At 36.2% G+C, this 23,876-nt stretch carries 17 protein-coding genes and 1 other annotated feature; of the genes, 3 read left to right on the forward strand and 14 right to left on the reverse strand.

Going from position 1 to position 23,876, the window contains the following annotated elements:
• Positions 1-199 precede the first annotated feature (199 nt).
• From I5677_RS12650 to I5677_RS12710, 13 genes are all read right to left on the reverse strand, one after another.
• Positions 200-1,450 (reverse strand): EAL domain-containing protein, encoded by a 1,251-nt coding sequence (locus I5677_RS12650; protein ID WP_197661997.1) that lies wholly within the window; start codon positions 1,448-1,450, stop codon positions 200-202.
• Between the two features lie 194 nt (positions 1,451-1,644).
• A complete protein-coding gene (locus I5677_RS12655; protein ID WP_197661998.1) occupies positions 1,645-2,322 on the reverse strand; it encodes a phosphoribosylanthranilate isomerase in 678 nt (225 codons plus the stop codon).
• A gap of 218 nt (positions 2,323-2,540) precedes the next feature.
• Positions 2,541-3,329: an indole-3-glycerol-phosphate synthase gene (locus I5677_RS12660; RefSeq protein WP_197661999.1), complete on the reverse strand. Its 789-nt coding sequence runs from the start codon at positions 3,327-3,329 to the stop codon at positions 2,541-2,543.
• 119 nt (positions 3,330-3,448) lie between these two features.
• Entirely contained in the window at positions 3,449-4,480 is a 1,032-nt protein-coding gene (trpD, locus tag I5677_RS12665) for an anthranilate phosphoribosyltransferase (protein WP_197662000.1), read from the reverse strand.
• 218 nt (positions 4,481-4,698) lie between these two features.
• Positions 4,699-5,472, reverse strand: a complete 774-nt coding sequence (gene trpA / locus I5677_RS12670; RefSeq protein WP_197662001.1) for a tryptophan synthase subunit alpha — start codon at positions 5,470-5,472, stop codon at positions 4,699-4,701.
• The gene (gene trpB / locus I5677_RS12675) at positions 5,465-6,649 is read right to left on the reverse strand and encodes a tryptophan synthase subunit beta (protein WP_197662002.1); all 1,185 of its coding nucleotides are present in this window, start codon (positions 6,647-6,649) and stop codon (positions 5,465-5,467) included. Before trpB ends, trpA begins: the two co-directional genes overlap by 8 nt.
• Positions 6,650-7,264 (reverse strand): phosphoribosylanthranilate isomerase, encoded by a 615-nt coding sequence (locus I5677_RS12680; RefSeq protein ID WP_197662003.1) that lies wholly within the window; start codon positions 7,262-7,264, stop codon positions 6,650-6,652. It abuts the gene before it with no gap.
• Between the two features lie 239 nt (positions 7,265-7,503).
• Positions 7,504-8,304, reverse strand: a complete 801-nt coding sequence (trpC, locus tag I5677_RS12685) for an indole-3-glycerol phosphate synthase TrpC (protein WP_197662004.1) — start codon at positions 8,302-8,304, stop codon at positions 7,504-7,506.
• Between the two features lie 186 nt (positions 8,305-8,490).
• A complete protein-coding gene (gene trpD, locus I5677_RS12690) occupies positions 8,491-9,504 on the reverse strand; it encodes an anthranilate phosphoribosyltransferase (RefSeq protein ID WP_197662005.1) in 1,014 nt (337 codons plus the stop codon).
• Positions 9,482-10,081, reverse strand: a complete 600-nt coding sequence (locus tag I5677_RS12695) for an anthranilate synthase component II (RefSeq protein ID WP_197662006.1) — start codon at positions 10,079-10,081, stop codon at positions 9,482-9,484. The genes trpD (I5677_RS12690) and I5677_RS12695 overlap by 23 nt, the downstream gene beginning before the upstream one ends.
• Positions 10,078-11,538, reverse strand: a complete 1,461-nt coding sequence (gene trpE, locus I5677_RS12700) for an anthranilate synthase component I (RefSeq protein ID WP_197662007.1) — start codon at positions 11,536-11,538, stop codon at positions 10,078-10,080. Before trpE ends, I5677_RS12695 begins: the two co-directional genes overlap by 4 nt.
• A 98-nt stretch (positions 11,539-11,636) precedes the next feature.
• Positions 11,637-11,889, reverse strand: a binding site (T-box leader).
• Positions 11,890-11,918: 29 nt separating this feature from the next.
• On the reverse strand, positions 11,919-14,318 hold the full coding sequence (locus I5677_RS12705) for an HD domain-containing phosphohydrolase (protein ID WP_197662008.1): 2,400 nt from the start codon (positions 14,316-14,318) through the stop codon (positions 11,919-11,921).
• Positions 14,319-14,455: 137 nt separating this feature from the next.
• Entirely contained in the window at positions 14,456-17,803 is a 3,348-nt protein-coding gene (locus I5677_RS12710; RefSeq protein WP_197662009.1) for an EAL domain-containing protein, read from the reverse strand.
• Between the two features lie 426 nt (positions 17,804-18,229).
• Between I5677_RS12710 and I5677_RS12715 the strand changes: the two genes are divergently transcribed.
• From I5677_RS12715 to I5677_RS12725, 3 genes are all read left to right on the forward strand, one after another.
• Entirely contained in the window at positions 18,230-18,595 is a 366-nt protein-coding gene (locus I5677_RS12715; protein WP_197662010.1) for a DUF2294 domain-containing protein, read from the forward strand.
• A 374-nt stretch (positions 18,596-18,969) separates the two neighbouring features.
• The gene (locus tag I5677_RS12720; RefSeq protein WP_197662011.1) at positions 18,970-20,850 is read left to right on the forward strand and encodes a DUF4914 family protein; all 1,881 of its coding nucleotides are present in this window, start codon (positions 18,970-18,972) and stop codon (positions 20,848-20,850) included.
• Between the two features lie 4 nt (positions 20,851-20,854).
• On the forward strand, positions 20,855-22,084 hold the full coding sequence (locus I5677_RS12725) for a DUF3360 family protein (protein WP_197662012.1): 1,230 nt from the start codon (positions 20,855-20,857) through the stop codon (positions 22,082-22,084).
• A gap of 264 nt (positions 22,085-22,348) precedes the next feature.
• Here the strand turns inward: I5677_RS12725 and I5677_RS12730 are convergent, their stop codons facing one another.
• Entirely contained in the window at positions 22,349-23,677 is a 1,329-nt protein-coding gene (locus I5677_RS12730) for an MFS transporter (RefSeq protein ID WP_197662013.1), read from the reverse strand.
• Between the last annotated feature and the right edge of the window lie 199 nt (positions 23,678-23,876).

Genomic DNA, 23,876 nt, shown 5'->3' on the forward strand with positions numbered 1-23,876 from the left:
TTTTTGTTGCACTCAAGGTTGGCGTAACCTGCCAATGCATAAATTCAGGGTTAAAATATTTGCTTTTTCAATGTTCAAAGGGACATATTTTTTTATATCAGTTTTTCATACCAAACTTTACACTACCCAATTCGAGTCTACACCTTTACGTAGCGTCAATGTCAAGAAGTTTTTGTAACATTTTTTCAAGATGAAATTTCTATCTCCATTGCTCTATCCGTTGCATAATATTATCCGGTATGCATGATATCGCCGTTTCCAACAAAGCTTTTATTGTAAGTATTCCAATATATTTCCCATATTCTGTTACAACAATTATATCATAGAGTTTATCAATTTTTCTTAGCATCGCCAGCTTCGATACGTTAAAGATAGGAATATTTACATCTACTGATAAGAAGTCCTTTTCCATAAAAGAAGATATAAAGTTATCCTCATAAAGAGATGAGCCATCATACTCCTTCATTCTTAAAGCCAGCTTATCCTTCATAATAATTCCAATCGGAATATTATCATCGACAACACACAAACCCGGAACGCATTTATTAGATTTTAACACATTATTTACACATTTAATATTATCATTCGGTGATATGCTCTCTGTGTAAGTACAAATACTCTTTAAGCTGTAATTATTAATATAACTATATATTGCTAAGTTATTACTTAAGTTTATCTCCATAATTGACTCCTGTACCTCCTCCCTAATTTCAGAAATCATAGTATCCGGTTTTTGTATGTAATAACCTTGTCCGTATTGTACCCCTAGCTTTATTAATGTTTTTAATTCCTCATAGGTTTCAATCCCCTCTGCAATCAAAGCTATGTTAGATAATTTCGATAATTCAACTAATCCCTTCACCAGTGCATATTTTAGACAATCGGCATCAATTCCTCGGATCAGCTTCATATCCAATTTTATATAATTAGGATTTACATCACTGATTAAGTTCAAGCCGGAATAACCGGCTCCTGCATCATCTATGGCAATCTTATAATTCTGACTTCTATAATGGTTTATGGTCAGTAAAAAACCTTCCATGTCAGTGATAGCATTCTTTTCAGTTATCTCAAATATCACATTATTGGGTCTAATATTATATTGCATAAGAAATTCTTTTGTAAAACCTTTTTTAAAATTCTCATCATGCATCGTATTTGGGTTTACATTAATAAAAAGGATTTTATTGTACGGAGGTCTCATAAATTTATATGCAGCTTCTAAGGCGGTTGTCCTACATAATAGCTCCAAATCCCACAAACGGTTATAAGTGCCTGCCACAGAAAAAAGCATCTCCGGATTTTCTATCATACTATCACAGGTGATTCTACTCAAGGCTTCATGACCTAACACACAACCATCCTTAAGTGAAATAATCGGTTGAAAGACTGTTTTTATTTTTTTATTTTTTATTATATATTCCAATGCTTCATATCTTTTGTTATTCATTTATTACCTCACACGCACTCTATTTGTCTTTATACTAACAGATGTCATAATATAATTCGTACAAGAATTAGTAAAATTAATGTTTAGATTACGTTAATTATCCACCTAATTTACCACAATATAAAAGGGTGAATCTCTGCCGATACACCCTCTTATCATAATGATTATAAAGAAATGCTTCATTTAATCTCGAATTACCTACCTAGTCGTATCTTATTAACAAACTGCTCAATCTTTTCTTTCTCTTTATAACCGGGTGATTGTTCTACTCCGGTTAACACATCCACTGCATCCGGGTTGGTCTTTGATAGGATATCAATAATATTGACCGGATTTAATCCACCGGCCAGTATAACCGGTAAGGTACTGTTATCTTTCACCTTATGAAAGGTATGAAAATTCACATTCATTCCTGTACCCCCGGGCATTGCATTGGTATAGGTATCAACCAAAATTGCTGTTATACCGGTCTTTGAAAGCTCCCTTGCAGCCATGGCAGGATCCGATATCTCAAAATCACAAAAACCTCTATCGTTAATTCTTAAAGCTTTGATCGTTTCTATCCCTAATTGCTTCAGTTCCTTTGCAATCTGTACGGTTTCTTCAAGGTTTTCTTTATAATGAAGTTGAATGATATCCGGTGATGTTTCTTTCGCTATCTGTAATACTTTATCAATCGTACCCCCGGTTACGACACAGGTTTTTACCTGTGCCGGTGTAGTGCTAATCAGCTCTCTGGCTTCTAGCACATCCAGATTCCAAGGAACCGGTACCGGATATTCTACAACAAACCCAACAATATTAACACCTGAATTAACACATAAATTCACATCTTCTTCCTTCATTAATCCACAGATCTTAATATTTACCATAGTAACTCCTTTTATTAATAAAAATCCATTCTTAATACCAATCATATATTTTCATATAAAATTATAAACTTCTAAACTTCGAAGGTCATTAATGTGAAATGTAAATAATGTCAGCTATTAAGTAACCATTAAAATGAAAACCTGGTTTTATTTATATCAAAACTTAGATTTTCATAATCATACATTTTACTGTTATTCAAGCTTACATTAGATGTTATTTATGTTTTTTGTCTCTGTATACTGAGCTTATGAAACATTTCCACAGGATCTGCTGCTTTTAAGATGGCAGTTCCGACTAATACACCATGGGCACCTGCTTTTACTGCTGTCAAAACCTCCTCTGTATTGGAAATTGAACTTTCACTTAATACAAAGCCTTTGGATTTTATATTCCCGGCAATCCTTTTCGTTGTTTCAACATTCCCATCATCTATTTCCCATTCTAAAATATTGCGGTTATTGATCCCTAGAAATGTCAAAGGACATGCTTTTAATGCATCCAGCTGTTTTTTCGTATGGATTTCAACCAGTGGTTCCATTCCAAGGTCATAGGCTTGCGTTATAAGTTTCAACAGTTGCTCTGTCTCCATGATGGATGCCATTAATAATACGGAGCCGGCACCACTTCTCAAGCTATCGACCAGCTGCTCCCTGGTATTGATAAAGTCTTTTCTAAGTACAGGAACAGATACTGCTTCTGCTATCATAGAAAGCATCTCTAAGGAACCCCCATAATGCTCCTTCTCCGTAACGACTGAGATAATCGGAGCACCGGCATCCACCAAAGCCTTAGCATAGTTGATTGGATCCCGGACACCAAGTAATTCACCTTCTTTTGGTGATTTTCGCTTAATGTCCGGAATCACCGGTATAATTCCTTCCTGATACCGTTTCCAAAGAGCTTTCGTACATGCACCACTCAAGGGTATCCCTTCTAAAATATTACTATACATGCTTTTTTTATTTATTTCTGCTTTCTTAAATTTGCTATTATTGTCTTCCTTCATAATTTATATCACCTTGTATATAAAGTTTCACCTCTTAGCAAGAACACCCGGCTAATGATATTTTGTTAATATAGAAGTAACTCATATCACTACCGAAACCAGTCATTGCCTTTCGATTGCTATTTTATCTTTTTATATTCATGGGAAGCCTCAATCAACTGATTTAATTTTACCTGAGCTGCACCACTGTCTATTATTTCGCCAGCCAATTTAATACCTTCTTTCATTGAGGCTGCTTTGTCTCCGATCATTAACGCACCGGCTGCATTCAATATAACAGCCTGACGGCGGGGCCCTTTATCTTTACCTGAAAATACATCCTTAATCATCACAGAATTTGCTTCCGGGGTGCCGGTTGCTATTTCCTCAAGAGAACAACGACTTAGACCGAAATCTTCCGGTGCTATCTCATAACTTGTTATGATACCGTTATTTAATTCGTTCACTCTGGTTTTTCCTAAAAGAGATATTTCATCCAAACCATCCGTTCCATGAACAAACAATGCTCTCGTATAACCAATGGAGTCTGCCACATGAGCAACGGTATCCAAAAGCTCCGGTTTATAAACTCCCATAACATGGCGGGATGCTTTGGATGGATTAATCAAAGGTCCTATGATTGTATAAAAAATCGTTTTTATCCCCAGATCCTTCTCCGGCGGAAGAACCTTCCCCATAACCGGGTGGAATAAGGGAGCATATAGGAATGCAATCCCTACATCTTCAATAAGTTTTTCAACAGCCTTAGGACTTTGGTTAATATGAACTCCCAAGGCTTCCAAGACATCAGCACTTCCCGATAAACTTGATATGGATCTACTACCATGCTTTGCCACAGGTATTCCTCCAGCAGCTGCTACAAATGCTACAGCTGTAGAAATATTAAAGGTACTTAATCCTCCTCCGGTACCACAGGTATCCATCAGCTCCTCCTCCACTGCAGGAGTGATTTTAATACAATGATCCCGCATGGCCTGAGCGATTGCAGTTATCTCAGTCAGTGTCGGTCCCTTCATTAAAAGAGCCACTTGAAAACCGGCAATCTGGACATCACTCAGCTCATCATTTTTTATGGCTACGATTAAACTATATGCTTCCTCTGCCGTAAGGTCCTGTCTTGCAGTTAATTTTTGCAATATATTTTTTATCATGCAAATCCTCCTTCCAATAACCAATAAAGGCTCTAAATTATTTTTATGAATCTTAGAAACCTATGATTTAACTTACTTATTTGATTCGTCACATTACCTGCTTATTACTTCATTTCTTATCAAATAGCTATATACTACATTAATAGTATGAAATTCTCTGGCCATCCTATCAGCTTAAGATAAAGATATTATATATTAGTAAATCTATTAATTTAAATCTAAGATACAACAGCTTCCTTCATTTTGCGAACATATTCCTTAACATAAGGGGTACATTCATTCCCATATTGCTCTACAATTTTTACAATAGCGCTGCCGACTATAACACCATCTGAAAACTTTGCCATCTCCGCAGCCTGCAAGGGAGTAGAGATCCCAAAACCAATGGCACAGGGAATGTCTTTTATTTCCTTAACAAGGCGGACCATTTCTTCGGCATCATTGTTAATCTCATTGCGGACCCCAGTAACACCCATGGAGGAAACACAATACAAAAAGCCCTCTGCCTCTTTTACAATCATTGCGATACGCTCTTTTGATGTCGGTGCAATCATAGAAATTAATTTAACCCCATATTCGTTGCAATAAGGTTTCAGCTCTTCACTCTCCTCAAAAGGTAAATCCGGAATAATTAAAGCATCCACTTCAATTTCACTACATCTTTTTAAGAAGCGCTCTGTACCATAGGTATAGACCGGATTGATATAGGTCATAAATGCAATCGCCGTATCACAGCTTTTTCGAATTCTTGCAACCATATCAAAGATCTGATCGGTCGTTACCCCGCCCGACAATGCTCTAGCATCTGCATCCTGAATTATGGGACCTTCTGCTATGGGATCCGAGAACGGAATACCCAACTCAATTAAATCCGCCCCCGCTTCTGCCATTTGAAGCACCAATTGCTGCGTAACCTCAAGGGAGGGATCTCCTGCGGTAATAAACGGTATAAATGCTTTTCCTTGTGAAAATGCCCGTTCTATTCTATTCATTAATCTGCACCCCCCTATAACGAGCTATCTGTGCCACATCCTTATCTCCTCTACCGGAAAGATTAATCACCATGATCTGATCCTTACCCATATCCGGTGCCAGTTTTTTAGCATAAGCCACTGCATGGGCGCTCTCTACAGCCGGAATAATACCTTCCATGCGAGATAGATATTCAAAGCCTTCAATTGCTTCCCTGTCTGTGACAGGTACATACTCCGCTCGACCACAATCATTCAGATAGGCATGCTCGGGACCAATACCCGGATAATCAAGTCCGGCAGAGATGGAATATACCGGAGCAATCTGTCCATATTCATCCTGGCAAAAATAAGATTTCATACCATGAAAGATACCTATGGTTCCGGTCGCCATAGTTGCAGCGGTTTTATCCGTATCAACTCCATCTCCTGCTGCCTCACAGCCAATTAAGCGAACCTCTTTATGGTTAATAAATTCATGAAAAATTCCCATCGCATTGCTTCCGCCGCCGACACAGGCCAACACAGCATCCGGCAGTCTTCCTTCTATCATAAGTAGCTGCTCCTTTACTTCACGTCCTATGATACTTTGAAAGTCCCTTACAATCGTTGGAAACGGATGAGGCCCCATAACCGATCCTAAAACATAATGGGTATCCTCCACTCTTTTTGTCCATTCCCGCATGGTTTCATTCACCGCATCCTTAAGGGTTTGGGTACCCGAAGTTACAGCATGAACCCTTGCCCCCAATAGCTCCATACGAAACACATTAAGGGCCTGACGCTCGGTATCTTCCTTTCCCATAAATATCTCGCATTCCATTCCCAGTAATGCAGCCGCCGTTGCCGTAGCCACTCCATGCTGTCCTGCACCGGTTTCTGCTATGACTCTGGTCTTACCCATCTTCTTAGCAAGCAGCACCTGCCCAAGAACATTATTAATCTTATGGGAGCCGGTATGATTTAAATCCTCTCTTTTAAGATAGATCTTTGCACCACCTAAATCCTTGGTCATCTTTTCGGCATAATATAAAAGAGATGGTCGTCCGGCATAGTTATTCAACAGATCATTTAGTTCTTCGCAAAATTCTTCGTCTTTTTTGTACTTTTCATAAGCCTGTTCCAGTTCAATAATCGCATTCATTAAGGTTTCAGGAATATACTGTCCCCCATGTATGCCAAATCTTCCCTTAGACATCTATCTCACACTCCTTATCTTAGTAACAATTGCTTTAATTTTATCCGGATCTTTTAATCCGTTAGTTTCTACTCCGCTGCTGACATCGATACAATAAGGCCGACACTTTATTACGGCATTCATAATATTACCTTCATGAATACCCCCTGCCAGAAAAAACGGTTTGCCTACATCCTTAATCAGGTTCCAATTAAATACTTCTCCGCTGCCGCCGTATAAGTCTTTCTTATAAGTATCCAAAAGGGTATAATCCGCCATGGTCTGTTTCTCCACATCCATATTTCGTCCGTCCCCTATTCTGATTGCCTTAATGATCGGATTGGGAATTAATTTTCTTAGTTTCCTCATATATTCATCATCTTCATCCCCATGCAGCTGTACCAGATCAAGAATTCCCATCTTGCATAAATGTTCAATTCTTTTAATATCTTCATTAACGAAGACCCCTACGGACTGGATGGTTGGATTTAGTAGAAGTTTTAATTGCCTTGCCTGTTCATCACTGACCTGCCTTTTACTTTCTGCGAATACAAAGCCGATGTAATCCGGAAGTACTTCATTCACAGCTTCAATATCAGTTTTTTGGGTTAACCCACAGATTTTTATCTTAGTCATGTTCCTACTACCCTTCCTTCCTATCCTTAAGAACCATCCCATTAATCCCAGATCAATTCACATTTGTCCTGGCGTATAGAATGAATTCGTGATTTTATGCACCTTGACGTATGGTCCTGCAGATTATGTATCCAGCTGAGAACGTTATGCCTCATGTGCTTGGCACGTTTCATTGCCTTTCTTAATCCATATGCTCAGATATTCTCCTTTGCATGATACCTACTTACTAATCTACGTATTTAGCTTAAACCCCGTAATTCACTAATCATCCTACCCTTATCCGAACTTTTCATTAGAGTTTCGCCGATTAACACTGCATTTACTCCGGCATCCATAAGCTCCTTGATCTGTCTATGGGACTTTATTCCGCTTTCTGCCACAAAACAGATTTCTTTGGGAACAAGTTCACGCAGGCGAATACTGTTATGAATATCTACCTCAAAGGTCTGTAGATTACGATTATTTACGCCGATCACCCTGGCCCCGGCTTCTATGGCTGATCGAATTTCCTCCTCATTATGTGCTTCTACCAAAGTAGAAAGACCCAGTTCATCACAAAGCTTAATAAAGCGTTCTATGGTTTTCGTATCCAGCAGAGAACAGATAAGGAGTATTGCATCCGCACCGATTATCTTTGCTTCATAGATCTGATATTCATCAATGATAAAATCCTTTCGCAGAACCGGGATATGAACCTGACCACTGATTTCCCTTAGATAATCCTTGCTCCCTTTAAAAAATTCCGGTTCTGTAAGAACTGAGATTGCATCTGCTCCAGCTGCCTCATATTCCCTTGCTATCGTAAGGTATGGAAAATCCTCTGCTATGATCCCTTTCGAGGGAGAGGCTTTTTTCACCTCACAGATAAAAGATACATCCTTTCTCATAAGTACTCTCTCAAATGCAAAGGCTTCCCTGCTATGAAAGCTTCTGGTAGTCCCTCTTTCATAGATAAAATCCATCAATTCGCTCTGAGGAAGTTCTTCCTTCGATTTGTTTACCCGTAATCTCGTAGCTTCAGCAATTTTATTAAGTATCATGGTATACCTGCCTTTTATTTATCTTATTTTTATCTTCATTCTTTAAAGTCTAATTAAAGTATTAATCTTCATTCTTTACGCTTTATTCTTGTGATAAAGTAATTTAATAATAAATATTGAAATCCATTAAGCTTTTACTTGCTTATCATCCTTAATAATTAACTTACTATATTAAGCCTTATTAAGTTAACTTGTTGCATTTGACAGCCGGATGAATTGCTCCAGCTTTTCTCTTGCTTTACCGCTGTCAATCATATTCGCAGCCAATTTCACACATTCCCTTAAGGTAATATTGTTATAGGACATATAAAGACATACGGCTGAGTTAAGTAATACGATATCCCGCTTTGGTCCTTTCTCACCCTCCAGTATGCTTCTTGCTATACCAGCATTTTCGGCCGGATCACCACCGACTAATTCCTGCGGATTACAAAATTCAAAACCGAACTGTCTAGGATCCAGAAAAAAGCTGTTAATCTTACCATTATTGACTTCACATACAGTAGTTTTCGCACATAAACTGACTTCGTCAAGACCATCATGCCCATGAACCACCATAGCCCTCTTTACTCCCAGGTTCGCCAGTACACTAGCCATAGGTGCTACCAGATTTTCATCATAGACTCCCAGAAGCTGAAGATTAGCCTCAGCCGGGCTGGATAATGGTCCAAGAATATTAAAAATGGTACGAACACCCAACTCTTTTCTAACCGGGGCCGCATACTTCATGGATGAATGATAAAAAGGTGCAAACATAAAGCATAGCCCAATTTCTTTTAAAATCTTCTCACTCATCGAAGGTGTGATATCGATTTTTACACCTAAGGCCTCCAAAACATCGGCACTGCCACATTTACTTGATACACTTCGATTACCGTGCTTTGCCACCGGAATTCCTGCAGCCGATATGACAAAGGAGGAAATGGTTGATATGTTGAAGGTATTTGCTTCATCCCCACCGGTACCTACTATATCCATGACATCCCCTTCGTGTTTTAGTTTAGTTCCGTAATGTCGCATCACCATGGCACAGGCGGTTATCTCATCAATCGTCTCACCCTTCATTCGCATGGAGGTTAAAAATCCCGCAATCTGTGCATTGGTGGCGTTACCGCTCATAATTTCATCCATAACTGCTTTCGTCATTTCTAGGGATAGATCTTCTCTGTTTAATATCTTATAAATTGCCTGTTGTATCATTCAAATCACCACCTATCTTAAGAAAATTCTTCATAATCTCCATACCTTTCGGAGTTAATATAGACTCCGGATGGAACTGTAGTCCGTATATTTCATATTCTCTATGCTTTACGGCCATGATTTCACCGTCATCATCCTCTGCAATCACCAAAAGTTCATCGGGTAAAGTTCCTTTTTTCGCTATTAAAGAATGATATCTGGCAGCTTCAATCATAGGTGGTAAACCATGAAAGATGAGACTTGCGTTAGCGATATGAATGTTACTCATCTTCCCATGCATCAATCGTTTTGCTAAGGTGATTTCTGCGCCAAAGACCTCACAGATTGCCTGATGTCCCAGACAAACACCGAGAATTGGAACTAATCCTTTCATCTCCTTGATAATATCTTCGCTCACCCCTGCATCCTTCGGGTATCCGGGACCCGGAGAGATAATGATATGGGAGGGATTTAAGCATTTAATTTCATCTACCTTCATGGCATCATTACGAATTACCCTGATATCCTTTGTTATACTTCCTGCCAGCTGTACTAAATTATAGGTAAAACTGTCATAGTTATCGATGATAAGAATCATAACTCATCCACCTCCCTTGCTCTCATAACTGCTTCCATCAAAGCTTTCGCTTTATTTTCTGATTCCTCATATTCCTTACCTGGAATACTGTCTGCTACAATACCGCTTCCGGCCTGGACATATACTTTACCATCCTTTTTCACAGCCATTCGAATAGCAATACAGGTATCCATATTACCGGCAAAATCTATATATCCGATGGCTCCCCCATAAATTCCTCTGGGAACGGTCTCTAACTCTTCAATAATCTCACAAGCTCTTATTTTGGGAGCACCGGAGAGGGTTCCTGCAGGAAGCAAAGCTTCTATGGCATCAAAAGCATCTTTATCTTTATGCAGCTGTCCTTTTACCTCAGATGTTATGTGCATGATTCTTGAATACTTTAATATTTTCATATAATCTGTTACCTGAACCCCTGAAAATTCTGATATCCTACCGATATCATTCCTTGCTAAATCCACCAACATATTGTGTTCTGCCAATTCTTTCTCATCCTCCAATAGCTCAGTTTCAAAGGCATGATCCTCCATCTCATCCTTACCTCTGGGTCTTGAGCCTGCGATCGGAAATGTGGTAAGTACTCCATCCTTTAACCTGACCAAGGTCTCCGGAGATGCACTCATTAGCTGAATATCCTTGTTTTGCATAAAAACCATATATGGAGATGGATTTGTTGTCCGAAGCACCCGGTAAGCATTTAACAAGCTATCGTTATATTCCGTTTCAAACCGTCTAGAGATTACAGCCTGAAAGATATCTCCGTTCACAATGTAATCCTTCGTTTTATCCACCATGTTTTCGAATTCTTCTTTTGTTACATTACAGGTAAATGAGGGCTCACTATTCAATTCGGTCTTTTCCCCCGGTAATGGGTCATGAATTAAACGTACGATATTTTCAATGTTTGCCATAGCTTTACCGTAATTCTCCATCACCTTATCGGTGTGCATATTTACGACGATACTGATCATTTGCTTTAAATGATCATAAGCAATCACTTTGTCAAACAGCATTAAATCAAAGTCATTAAAATCACTATCCTTTAACTTTAAGACCGGCTCTGCATAACCTATCATACTGTAGGAGAAATAACCGACTAAACCTCCGGTAAAGGGCGGCATACCCTTAAGCTTAGGTGCCTTATATTTATTTAAGAGTTCCCTCAAAACCTCATAGGGTTTATCCGTATGAAAAGATTTCTTCTCTCCATTGTCAAGGGTTATCTTCCCATTTTTACAGGTTACATGTAACACCGGATTATATCCTAAAAAGGAATATCTGCCCCATTTTTCTCCACCCTCTATACTTTCAAGCAAATAATATTTCTGACTGATTTTTGAAAGCTTTCGAAGTAGCGTAATCGGCGTAATGATATCTGCATAGATTTCTTTACAGATAGGTATCATACTATACTTTTTTGCCAATAATTCAATTTCATTACAGGTTGGTTTTAACATATTCTACACCTTATTTTCATTGATGGGATGAAAATTCCTTTCTTTTTTATTATTTAAAGTGATTTAAGGGTATAAAAAAAGCCCTTGCCCCTGCATTCTACAGGGACAAAAGCTCTAGCTTCTGCGGTACCACCCAAATTGACGTACTATAAATACGACCACTCATTTTGCATACCATCATATGCACCCTACTGATAACGGACAGGGTTCCCGTAAGCGCCTACTTTCATGCTATGATTTCGGGCTTCCCTCTCAAGTCCATTCAGAATAATCTTCGTAACCGCACTCGCACCAACGGCGGCTCTCTGTATACAAATAATTAATCTTACTCGTCTTGATCAACGGTTTTTGTATTAAACGGATTATAGCAGAGAACAAACTTATTTGTCAATAATATTTTCAATATTCTCCAAAAATATTTTTACAATATTCGGATCAAATTGTTTACCAGCATTTATACTAATCTCTTCTAGTGCTTCTTCCACTTTCATTGCTTTTCGATAAGGTCTGTCTTGAGTCATAGCGTCGAAAGCATCCGCAATTGCAATAATACGTGACAAAATGGGTATTTCTTCACCCTGAAGTCCCTGAGGATATCCTTTTCCATCCCATCTTTCATGATGACAAAGGATATAATCAGCAATTGGAGCAAGTTCAGGTGTTGACATTGCAATACGGTAACCCATTTCAGGATGTTTCTTCATTTCTATCCATTCTTCCTCTGACAACTTACCCGGTTTATTTAATATAGTGTCACTGATACCAATCTTACCGATATCATGTAGGGTAGATAAGAGTTCGAGTTCATTCAACTGTTCGTTCATAAGATTCATCTTATACCCAATTGATTTCGAAATGGAAATTAATCTACCGGCATGCGCTTCCGTTTCATGGCTTTTTTCACATAGTGTAGTTTTCATAGATGAGATCAGTGAACTATGAAGGCTTCTGCTTTCTAAAAGCTTTTTCCTGTACATACTCTGTTCAGCTTCTTTTATTATATTTTCTAAAGAGATCTTCGAATTGGTCTTAGTCGCACATCCCAGAGAAATGCTGATATGATATGCATCATCTGTTGAATGATTATTATATTCCTTACAGGTAGAATTAATTAAATTAATAATATCACAGGCATCTTCATATCGTGTATTGGGTAAAAGGATGCTAAATTCATCTCCTCCCGTCCGAGCTAATACATCCTCTTTCCTTATGCAGGATTTTAAAATATTCGCAATAGCATTAATAAACTTATCGCCTTCCTGATGTCCCATGGCTGAATTTATTAGTTTAAGACCATTAATATCACCTACGATAACTGACAATGGATATTTTTCTTCTTTATCAAGAAGTACCTTGTTTTCATCAAAATATCTTCGATTATGAATACCAGTTAATGCATCATGATAAGTAAGATAGAGAATTTCTTTTTCTCTCTTCTTCTGAATTGTGATATCAATAATTAATCCTTCAATAGCCTCCACCTTACCATCTTCATCATATACGCCCTGTCCCTGCTCCAATACCCACTTTTCCTCATTCCTGGTAGTTGTGATAGGATATTCTTCTCGAAAGATTTTTCTCTCCTTTATAGCATCTGTCCATTTATTCCAGATATAATCCTGATAATCCTCATTTATAATATCATTATAGGCTATAACTTTATTTTCAATAAAACACTCAGGCCTATAACCGGTTAATTCATAACAGCCTTCAGATACAAAATGCATTGTCCACTGTCTGTCATAATCACATCGATAAGCCATGCCCGGTAAATTAGATAATAACATCGCATTGCTTCTTTCACTTTCCAATAAATTCTTTTCTGCCTGAACTCGGTCTGATAAATCCTCAATGATACACAGATGACTTAAATAGTTATTCTTTTCAAGTTTTAGTGGTGCTAAAGTCATATTAGCCCAAATGATCTCTCCGTTTGGTCTGATATATCTTTTTTTAATAGTATATCCATTAATCTCACCTGCCTTGAACTGGATAAATTTGTCTTTATCTTCTTTTATATCATCAGGATGGGTGATATCAATCCAACTTTGATTAACTAACTCATTCTTCTTTCTTCCTACTATTTCTTCATACTTGGGATTGACATCTAATATATTATCTCTAAGATTACCAAAGGCAATCCCGAACGGTGATTGTTCAAATATAGTTCGAAAGAGTTCTTCTTTTTCTGTCAAGTTCTCGTTTACAATTGCCAGCTTTTTCTTTTCATCCATTAGAGCTCTGTTTTTTAAAATCAACAGAGATACTGTAATATAAAGTAAGATAAAGAATATAACAACAAAACCTGCCAGGATTGTACTTTGAATTGCAGCGTCATCCCAGTCATTAGCCGGATAATCCATCCCAAATACTGCTATTATTTCCTCTGACGTATCATCTTTTATGGGAACTAGAATACTTACCCAGGTCCCCCAACGATCCTTTGCAGGTTCTGTTACAATAGGTTCTTGCTGCTCCATTGCCTGATAAATAAATACATCAGCTTCACTATATAACTGTCCCGGTGGAGAATAATCATCGGAAGTTGCAGGCTCTGAATCAACCAAAAAGAAAATTTTACCGTCTATTTTAGTATATAGATAGGCAAAGCGGACTTTCGGGTTAATTTTTATTAGCTTTTGCAGACTGTTTTTAAGCTGTTTATATTCTATTTTATGGATGCCCTGTCCTGTAGCCTCCAGTTTATGGATCACATCCGGTTGTAAACTGGATTCCGCAGTCAATGCTATCTTTAAAGCATGATTTCTGGTTGATTTCAAACTAGCTCTCCAAATGTATAAAACAAGAGCACATCCTATTAAAATTAATACAATGAAACTCAAGTAAAAATATAACTTATTCGGTTTAATTTTCATATTATATTCCTCAACTTTCTAAGTTGTTGTTTTATCATTTGTTAATTGATAAGTGAATTAAAATATGCTTTAATTGAACTTGAAACAAATGCCCCTTCCTGAAAACCTCGATTATTCTTTAGTTTAATTTGATATTGATTCAAAATCTTTGTAACATTCATTCGGTCATTTTCATCAAAGGTAAATTCTATACCGTACTCATAATAATTCTCTTCCAACTCAGCCGACCATGCAGGGCATCCAAACACCTTTAACGTAGTGCCTAAAAGTTGCGTTGTAAATTGTAATATAATATCTCTCCTAACAGGAAAACGTATATTAGATATAAAGCATAATCCACCAGGTCCCATATTCTTAATAAGTACTTTTGAGTTACCTACTCCAGCTTGTTTTTCGCCTATTTTCAAGATAGTAATCGTTCCCTCGAGTAACTCGTGAAATTGTACTCTAAAATACTTTCTTCTTTCAACGAATGGTTTTTCATCCACATTGTTCACTATTTGAGGTTTACAAAATCTCTTCCTAAGAAGCTTTTTACATTCTAAAGCACTAACAGGTCGGCTATAAAGAAATCCCTGACCAACATGGCAGTTTAGTCTTCTTAGCATTAGAAGTTGCTCCCAGTCTTCAATTCCCTCTGCAACTATTTTAATTCGAAGTTCTTGAGCCATTTTTATAATAGCAGTAATAATAATAAGACTTCTTTCATCTGTTGACATATTCATAATAAATGATCTATCTATTTTAATAACATCAATGTGCATATTATTTAAGTAAGCCAACGATGAAAAACCGGTTCCAAAATCATCAAGAGCTATATGTATCCCCATCTCTCTAAGCTTTTTAATATCTGATATCACATTATCAAGACGATCAATTAATACACTCTCCGTTATTTCAATAATAATAAAGTTCGGATCTAACTGAAATTCATTTATAATTGATTTTATATTATCAACAAAGTCTTTCTCATAAAACTGGAGAGCGGAATAATTCAATGAAACCTTTATACTTGGTAACTTTTCTGCAATCCACTGCTTATAATTACGACACGCCTCTTTTAGCATCCATTTACCAAGTTCTATTATTAATCCTGTTTCACTTGCTATTGATAGAAATTCATTCGGTGGTACTAACCCCCATACCGGATGCTCCCAGCGTATTAATGCTTCTACTGCCAAGATTTCATTCGTCTTAAGGTCAACCAATGGTTGATAATATATTCTTATCTGCTCCCTTTCAATCGCTTTATGAAGATCATTTCTCAGTTCAAAGTCCTTATAATTATTTATTCCCATATCAGGTGAATAAAATTGATATTTATTTTTACCCCTTTCTCTGGATCTAATTAATGCAGAATTTGCATGCTTCATTAATGCTATAAAGTTTTGACCATCTTCTGGATAAGTGCTAATCCCAAGACTCACAGCTATAAACAATTCATAATTATCAACTTTAAATGATTGGGAAAACAAATTAACTATATCCTGAGCGATACGTTCGCAGTTTATTTTCGAATTATTGTCAAGTATAATAACAAATTGATCAGTCGAGTATCTGCATAGAAAAACATCTTTACTTAAATATTCCTTTAATCTTTTCGTAAACTTGACAAGTAATTGATCGGCTGCCTTATATCCTAGAGAATCTTGAATAAACTTATATTCATTCATTTCTATTAAGATCAAAGTAGTTGAAAGCTTACTACTGCTACTACTGGGTTGCTGTATCATTCTTTTTTCCATATAATACCGATTGGGTAATTTCGTCAGCTCATCATGAGTAGCTATATAAATCATTTTTCTTTCTGCCTCTATGCGATCTGTAATATTATTCCAATATACTGCAATCCCCTTAATATCCGGATCAGATAAATAATTTGTCATTTTTATTTCAAAATACTTTAATTTACCAAGTCTTGTTACATAAGATATAATCTCTTTCACACTTTTATCGCTTGATTCCAAAACCGCATTTAACATATCGTTTAACTTAAATTTGTTTTTATTAGTAAAAAAAACAGAAATGTTTTTTCCAATGACCTCTTTTGCTCTAAAACCTGTATCTTCAAATGAAATATGGCTGATATAAAATATAACTCCACTAGAAGATATCAACATAAAAAAATCTTTAGAGTCAGTTTGGAAAGACTGATTTTGCTTTTGCATCTTTTGTATCTCTATTTCAGTATGCTCCAATTTCTTTTCTAATTGCTTCTTTTCCGTTATATCCTGTATTGTACCATAGATATAAATTGGTTTTTTATTAACGTCATATATAATCTCCATAATTTGATAAGCATTACGAATACTACCATCCGGACGTACAATACGAAATTCCATATCAAATTTATCTTCTTCCGGTGGATATTCCATAACATTCAATATAATATGCCTATCCATTGGATGAACATATTCTAAAAATCCCTCAAAACTGTTATCATATTGTGAAGGTGTTATACCGTATATGCGATAGGTTTCATCTGACCAATAGTGTTTTCCTGTAGATAAATCTACTTCCCAACTTCCAATATGGGCTAATGCCTGTGCATTTGATAAGTTATCTAATGCCCTTTTAATTTTAATCTCAAGTATTTTCTTTTCAGTAATATCATGAACCGTTCCCAAGATACCAACAATATCATTATTCGAATTGTAAATAGGTTCTCCTTTTCCTATAATATACTTAACAGAATTATCTTCCAGCAAAATCCGATATTCAACTTCATACGGTTGCCCTAGAAAGCATTCTCTGATTTTATTTTTAACATTTTCTTGGTCCTCCGGATGAATTAATGAAATAAAGCTATTAAAATCTTTTTTTAAATCCTGTGGTTTCACATTATAGATATGATATACTTCCTCTGACCAGTTAATATAATCTTTATCTTGGTAATATTTCCAACTACCAAAGCCTGCCACTTTTTGTGCCTGATTTAAATCATCACGAAACGATTTCCATTCCTTTTCTAAAGATTTTTGGTGTGATATGTCCTGTATGATTCCAATGATTATATATGGATTGCCCTTATTATTATATAAAACTTTCGTTTTTTCATATATATACTTTTCTACATTGTCTGGTAATAAGAGTCTATACTCAATATCATAATCGTTGCTATGGAGTGATTTAGAGATAGTTGTTTTTACTTTATCTAAATCATCTGGATGTACATATTTATAATACTCCTCCAATGTTAAATTAGAATTTTTTTTCTGAATCTCAATAATATCATAGATTCCATCAGATAAAAACACTTCATCTGTAAGTAGATGATGTGTCCAACTTCCTAAATTCATCAGTTTTTGACTATAATCCATGTTTTGCTTAAGTAAATTGTATTTTCTATTTAAATTGTCAAATACTTCGGAATCTAAAATATTATCCATACTTCGCTCTCCATTCAATTAATTTTAGATATATAAGTCTTATTACCTAATATTATATATTTTTATGTCTTTTTTTACAATATATTTATATTTTATTATTCCTATCTTTTTACTATAATTATTTATTTCCTATTAAACTCATGATCATGACATAACCTGTATTTCATATTGACATTACCGCCCATATGAGGTAATATTATAGAAATTCAAATGGCGTGAATTCATAACCAATGGACAGCTGTAAAACAAGGGTGTCTGAAGCTGTGAGTAAATTTTAATTTACTAATAATCCACAAGGAGTTGCGCTCTAAAAAAAGAAACGTGATTAATAGTAACTTTTTATGGATAAAATTCAAATTATAGTTTATATAGTTGACATTAATCCATAAATAAGTTATATTATTAACATTCAAAGGTGGTGGATTCATGACCAAAGGTCAACTGGAAGCAAAGCTCAGTGAAGCTGTGAGTAAATTTGAAGTTGAATATATGGGAAGAGGTCCCAAACTAATACGTACCTATGTAATTAATGATTTAATTATCGTTAGGCTTTCTAATTTTTTAAGTCCCTCTGAGTTAAAACTTACGGATAATCCACAAGGAGTTGAATTGTTTAAAAAGGTGCGTTCTGCTCTATTTGAAGGTGGTAGAGGATATTTGGAAACATTAATAACAGATATCATAGATGTAGCCATCATCAGCACCCATTCAGATATTAGCACAAAAACCGGTGAAAAGATTATCATTATAACCACGGATAAAAACATAGAACAATTAATATCCAAAAAATAGACCCGGAAGACAATGCAAAGTAGCAAAGCTAAGTTGTAAGTAAGCCGATATCTTAGAATGATGTTTTCTAATGATATCGGCTTTTTGTAAAATACCCTATAATGTTTGTCTTGAATTAATATATATATATTAGAATTACATATCATTATTAGTATAAAATACAAAAAACAATATTAAGTAATAACCTTTACGTGTTTCATTATGGTGGAAAATGTAATCTAAAAAAACTTATTTTAATTTTCTTAGTGCATAATTGTAATCTAGTGCACGAAAAATAAATATAGTTTAGGAAGATTACATTTATCTATAGAAGCTTTTGAGGAATTGTATAACAATTAATTAAAGGGACTAAATTTTAAGAAAAGGAGTTTTATATGAAAGAATACTTACAGAAATTTGTTTTAGCAGAAGAAGTAAAAAACACTCTGGCAAATTGCAAAAATGTAATCTTTCCAAAGTCTAGAGACGAACTTATCTCTCTTGCTTTTGGTAATGATGACAATAATGTAAGCTTTGATGTGGAATATGATGTTAAGGGTATCGGTAAAGTACTGGAAGCTAATGTTACCCGCTGTAAAAACGGTGCCGCTGTAAATTACATGGAGGATTATATGCGCCGTCGTGATCCTAACTGTCTTGTAATCGGTGATGACCTACCTACAGATAAGCCACGATTTAAGGATCTTTATAATAAAGATTTTGGTCCGCTTCGTGATGAAACCCTTGAGTGGTTAAAGGATCAGGACCTTATTGCAATGGCTTTCATGGCTGGTGGTTATGAGTATGGCTACGATGCTCTTTTAATCGCTCCTGCAAATGCCGGCTTTTTTGCAGCAGGTTTAGCTGATCTTCAAGGATTCGTAGGTATTGATGATGTGAAAGAAGGCTTTAATCCGAAAGCAATCGTATATCTTGCTCCTCCTTTCAGACATACTCATTTTAATGGAAAACAAGTAGTAGTTCATAATAGAACCGAGGAAGTTCATGAAGTATTTTCCTATAATTTATATCCGGGACCAAGTGCTAAGAAGGGTATTTACGGCGTTCTGTTAAATATCGGCGAAAGAGAAAATTGGGTAACTGCTCATGCTTCTACTGTTAAGGTAATCACCCCTTATGATAACGAAATCATCATTATGCATGAGGGTGCATCCGGCGGCGGTAAGAGTGAAATGATCGAGCAGGCTCATAAAGAAATGGACGGACGGATTAAATTAGCAGAAAATGTTGTTACTGGTGAAAAATTCTATATAGAGTTAACCGAATCCTGTGAACTTCGTCCGGTAACCGATGATATGGCGCTCTGTCATCCTAAAATGCAGAATGAAAGTAAAAAGCTTGTGGTACAAGATGCAGAGAATGGTTGGTTCTTAAGACTTGACCACATAACACAGTATGGTGAATCTCCTGCATATGAGAAAATATTCACTCATCCTAAGGAACCATTGATTTTCATGAATATTCAAGGCGTACCAAACTCTACTTGTCTTGTTTGGGAACATACCCTTGATTCCGATGGTACTCCATGCCCTAACCCTAGAGTAATTCTTCCTAGAAGATTAGTAAAAGATATTGTACAAGAATCTGTTGAGGTCGATGTTCGTAGCTTTGGTGTAAGAACTCCGCCTTGTACCAGAGAAAACCCTACCTATGGTATCTTAGGTATGTTCCAGATCCTTCCTCCTGCTCTAGCATGGTTATGGAGATTGGTTGCACCAAGAGGTCATAACAATCCTAGTATCGTAAGTACTGCTGGTATGACCAGTGAAGGCGTAGGCTCCTATTGGCCATTTGCAACAGGAAAGATGGTAAAACAAGCCAACTTATTGTTAGACCAAATAGTTAACTCCCCTAATACCAGATATGTATTGATTCCTAATCAACATATCGGTGCTTATAAGGTAAGCTTCAATCCTCAATGGATTGCAAGAGAATATATTGCTAGACGTGGTAGTGCGAAATTCAAACCTGAACATCTCGTAGAAGCCCGTTGTACAATCTTAGGATATGCTCTTGATTCCTTAAAGGTTGATGGTCAGTATATCAGAAGCTCCTTCTTACACCCTGAAAAACAGTCAAAGGTTGGTACAGATGGTTATGATGCAGGTGCTAAGATTTTATTAGACTTCTTTAAATCAGAAGCATCTAAGTTTAATACTGAAGAATTACATCCATTAGGAAAGCAAATCATTGAATGCTTACTGAACGATGCTCCTTTACAAAGCTATCTTGATTTAATTCCTATGAGATACTAAGCCTATGAGTACAAGACAAGTTAACCCCAATCGTATAAGACCGATAGATTTAATACCAGCCTTATCCGGGTTAATAGGAAAAATAGCCCTAGTTTCCTCTTTTGCCGTTGTATGGGCTCAGGTTTTGAATATCACAACTCCTGACTTTGTTTTTAAAAATGTTCAAATCGAACTTATTATCGGTAGTGCAGTATCATTAATAGCTGCTTTATTATTACCAAATATGTCTCCTGCAGGTACATTAGCACCCCTTGTGGTGCTGATACCTGCCATGGCAGGCTACGGAGTACATCCGTTTGTTTTAAGTATATTAGTCGGTATTGTCGGTATCATCAGTATAAAAACACGGTTATTTCATGTATTGATATCCTTGTCCGGTATTATAAGCAAAACAAGTATTACGATGACTTTTGGTATCTCGGGTATCATGCTATCTTTAAAAAACTTACAATCGTTTTTTGGAGATAATATGGCCCCATTATTTATAATGATAGGCATATCATTGATTTCATTTCTTATTCTAATGAGAAAAAATATAACTTGGCTTATCATCCCAATATCAGCAGCAGTATCCATTGTACTGCCACTTATTTTTGGATTTAGCATTGATTATGCTGTCACTACTACTCTACCTAATTTTAATCCGTCCTATTGGTGGTATGAGGTGTGGGGAGTAGGTTTTGGCTTTGATATTAGGACCATATTGGTTACCTTGCCCTTTGCATTTTTTGCAATTCTTTTATGGGCAATAGATACAGTATCGGTTCAGGCCATGATTGATGCCAATTATAAAGAAGATGAAGCAAAGGAAGAGATTGATCTTGATCGTTCCTTCATCCTGGCAGCCCTTCGTAATATGATTGGAGGCACCTTTGGCGGTGCACAAACCGCTGCCTTATGGAGAAGCTTTTTAATACCTCTGTTTATGGTAAAAAGACCCGTGCGCTACTCTTCTATCTTACTGGGTATCCTGGGAATTATAGCTGGTTTTAGCGCAGTACCGATTAAGGTACTATCCTTTCCACCATTGATATGGTCGGTACTACTATTTGGTATCTTCCTACCATTTATCAATGTAGGAATTAGAAACATTATCAATGCCAAATCAAATGTAAACCGAATATCAATCGTGATATTCACCACATTAGGTGTAGTGTTTACCCCAATTTTAACTTGGGTTGGCGCCGTAGTATTTGAAAAAACTCAAAAAAGGTTCCTAAAAAATAAAGATTAGGCAAGCAAATAAATTTTGCTACCCTTGGATAGAACTGAAAAAAGAAGGCAAGCCTTGGAGTTACCTTCCAGGAAACTCCAAGGCCACCTTCTTTTTTTATATCAATATCCTGTTACAACCTTCTATTGTACGTTTCAATATGAGCATTACATTCAAGAAATATAGCATGCAAGTTAGGGAAAATACTTGCAATGATCGAATATGAATCTTAACGAATTGTTATTCTTTCATTGTTTCTAATTCTACATCAACTAACGGTAAATCCTACTTCTCCCATACGGGTAGTTCTTCAGTTAAATCATCTAAATCTTCCTTAAGATCAGGTAATTCTGCCTCAACTTTAGGTAAAATTTCATTTATCTCTTTATTACAATCTATCTTTTTAAGCGGCCTTCCTGCTTCAATAAGTATCTTATCACCTACCAGATAGAAACATCCTAAAAACATGGTAATTCCTGTACCAATCATAATCCATTCCAGATTTATAATATCAGCTAAAGGACCAAAAATTATCATTCCTAAAGGCATCATTGAACTTTGTATCATACCCATTACACTAAAAACTCTACCCATATATTCTTTTTCAACCTTCTCCTGTAGCAACACCATTACCGGTGTATTAAAGAACGGCATAGACATACCGATAAAAGCTATAAATGCTAAATAAATGATAAAATTAAGGTTAAACCCAAGAGCCATCGTTCCGACACTTAACATTAGTGCTGCCAAGGTGATTGTATATACTCGATTTTTAAAGCCTCCCCATGCTGCTAAAATAACTCCTCCTAAAACAGTACCGATAGAAAAGATAATTTCCAAAGCAGACAGACGCCATACTTCCTCTCCAAAACTAATGGCAATCTGTAATGGAGACAGAAATGCAACGGGGGTAACTAATATATAACATATGGTTAGGAACAATAACAATCTCTTAATAAAAATATGCTGGTTTATATATCCTAACCCCTCCTTCATATCGCTTAGATATTTAAGAGGTTTTTTCTCAAGGGTATTTGTGTGTATTGGAATTTGAATGAATAACATAAGGAGGAAAACCGCAAAAGCTGCAGTAAATACATCAATTAGAAGAATCACCTTAAGAGTCGACATACCCAGTAATGCACCGCTTAACAAAGGCGAAAATAACAAAATAACGGAATGTATACTCTGATTCGTAGCATTAATTCTCGTAAGTTTATCCTCCGGAACCATCTGTGGAATAGCTGCCATAACTGCCGGGCTTTGAATACCCTGCCCCACTGCCCTGATAGCCAATACTAGAAATAGTAACCAGACTGAATCAAATCCTAAATACAATAAGATAGCTATCAATAATGTTGAAACCGCTATCATGGTATCTGCAGCTATAATGATTACTTTACGATTAAAGCGGTCAGCCCAAACTCCCGCAAATGGTGATATTACTAAAGATGGTAGAAAACCACAGATAATAGATATTGTCATCATAATACCAGATTTAGTATTCAAGGTTATAAACCAGGTTATTGCATACTGTACTAAAGAAGACCCAAATATAGATATGGCCTGTCCAGTCATAAAAAGGATGATATTCTTTTTCCAATTTTTATTCATATAAATTCTCCTCATTATCTTATTAATGTAGAAAAACAATGAAATACACCATATACTGTAATATACTTACATCCAATAATTAACATTATAATTAAAAAAGATAAATATGCAAGTTAATTTAATCTAACCCAGTCTATGGTATTTATATAAAAGGGAAATGAGAACGCTAAGTGATCATAACAAAAGTTCCTGCTATAAG

Origin of the sequence: Mobilitalea sibirica (assembly GCF_015999265.1) — a bacterium.
In the GTDB taxonomy this organism is placed as follows: domain Bacteria; phylum Bacillota; class Clostridia; order Lachnospirales; family Lachnospiraceae; genus Mobilitalea; species Mobilitalea sibirica.

Excerpts from the sequence above, each read along its gene's own strand:
- I5677_RS12650 (WP_197661997.1), bottom strand. The coding sequence starts at position 1,450 with ATGAATAACAAAAGATATGAAGCATTGGAATATATAATAAAAAATAAA.
- I5677_RS12655 (WP_197661998.1), bottom strand. The coding sequence starts at position 2,322 with ATGGTAAATATTAAGATCTGTGGATTAATGAAGGAAGAAGATGTGAAT.
- I5677_RS12660 (WP_197661999.1), bottom strand. The coding sequence starts at position 3,329 with ATGAAGGAAGACAATAATAGCAAATTTAAGAAAGCAGAAATAAATAAA.
- trpD (WP_197662000.1), bottom strand. The coding sequence starts at position 4,480 with ATGATAAAAAATATATTGCAAAAATTAACTGCAAGACAGGACCTTACG.
- trpA (WP_197662001.1), bottom strand. The coding sequence starts at position 5,472 with ATGAATAGAATAGAACGGGCATTTTCACAAGGAAAAGCATTTATACCG.
- trpB (WP_197662002.1), bottom strand. The coding sequence starts at position 6,649 with ATGTCTAAGGGAAGATTTGGCATACATGGGGGACAGTATATTCCTGAA.
- I5677_RS12680 (WP_197662003.1), bottom strand. The coding sequence starts at position 7,264 with ATGACTAAGATAAAAATCTGTGGGTTAACCCAAAAAACTGATATTGAA.
- trpC (WP_197662004.1), bottom strand. The coding sequence starts at position 8,304 with ATGATACTTAATAAAATTGCTGAAGCTACGAGATTACGGGTAAACAAA.
- trpD (WP_197662005.1), bottom strand. The coding sequence starts at position 9,504 with ATGATACAACAGGCAATTTATAAGATATTAAACAGAGAAGATCTATCC.
- I5677_RS12695 (WP_197662006.1), bottom strand. The coding sequence starts at position 10,081 with ATGATTCTTATCATCGATAACTATGACAGTTTTACCTATAATTTAGTA.
- trpE (WP_197662007.1), bottom strand. The coding sequence starts at position 11,538 with ATGTTAAAACCAACCTGTAATGAAATTGAATTATTGGCAAAAAAGTAT.
- I5677_RS12710 (WP_197662009.1), bottom strand. The coding sequence starts at position 17,803 with ATGGATAATATTTTAGATTCCGAAGTATTTGACAATTTAAATAGAAAA.
- I5677_RS12715 (WP_197662010.1), top strand. The coding sequence starts at position 18,230 with ATGACCAAAGGTCAACTGGAAGCAAAGCTCAGTGAAGCTGTGAGTAAA.
- I5677_RS12720 (WP_197662011.1), top strand. The coding sequence starts at position 18,970 with ATGAAAGAATACTTACAGAAATTTGTTTTAGCAGAAGAAGTAAAAAAC.
- I5677_RS12725 (WP_197662012.1), top strand. The coding sequence starts at position 20,855 with ATGAGTACAAGACAAGTTAACCCCAATCGTATAAGACCGATAGATTTA.
- I5677_RS12730 (WP_197662013.1), bottom strand. The coding sequence starts at position 23,677 with ATGAATAAAAATTGGAAAAAGAATATCATCCTTTTTATGACTGGACAG.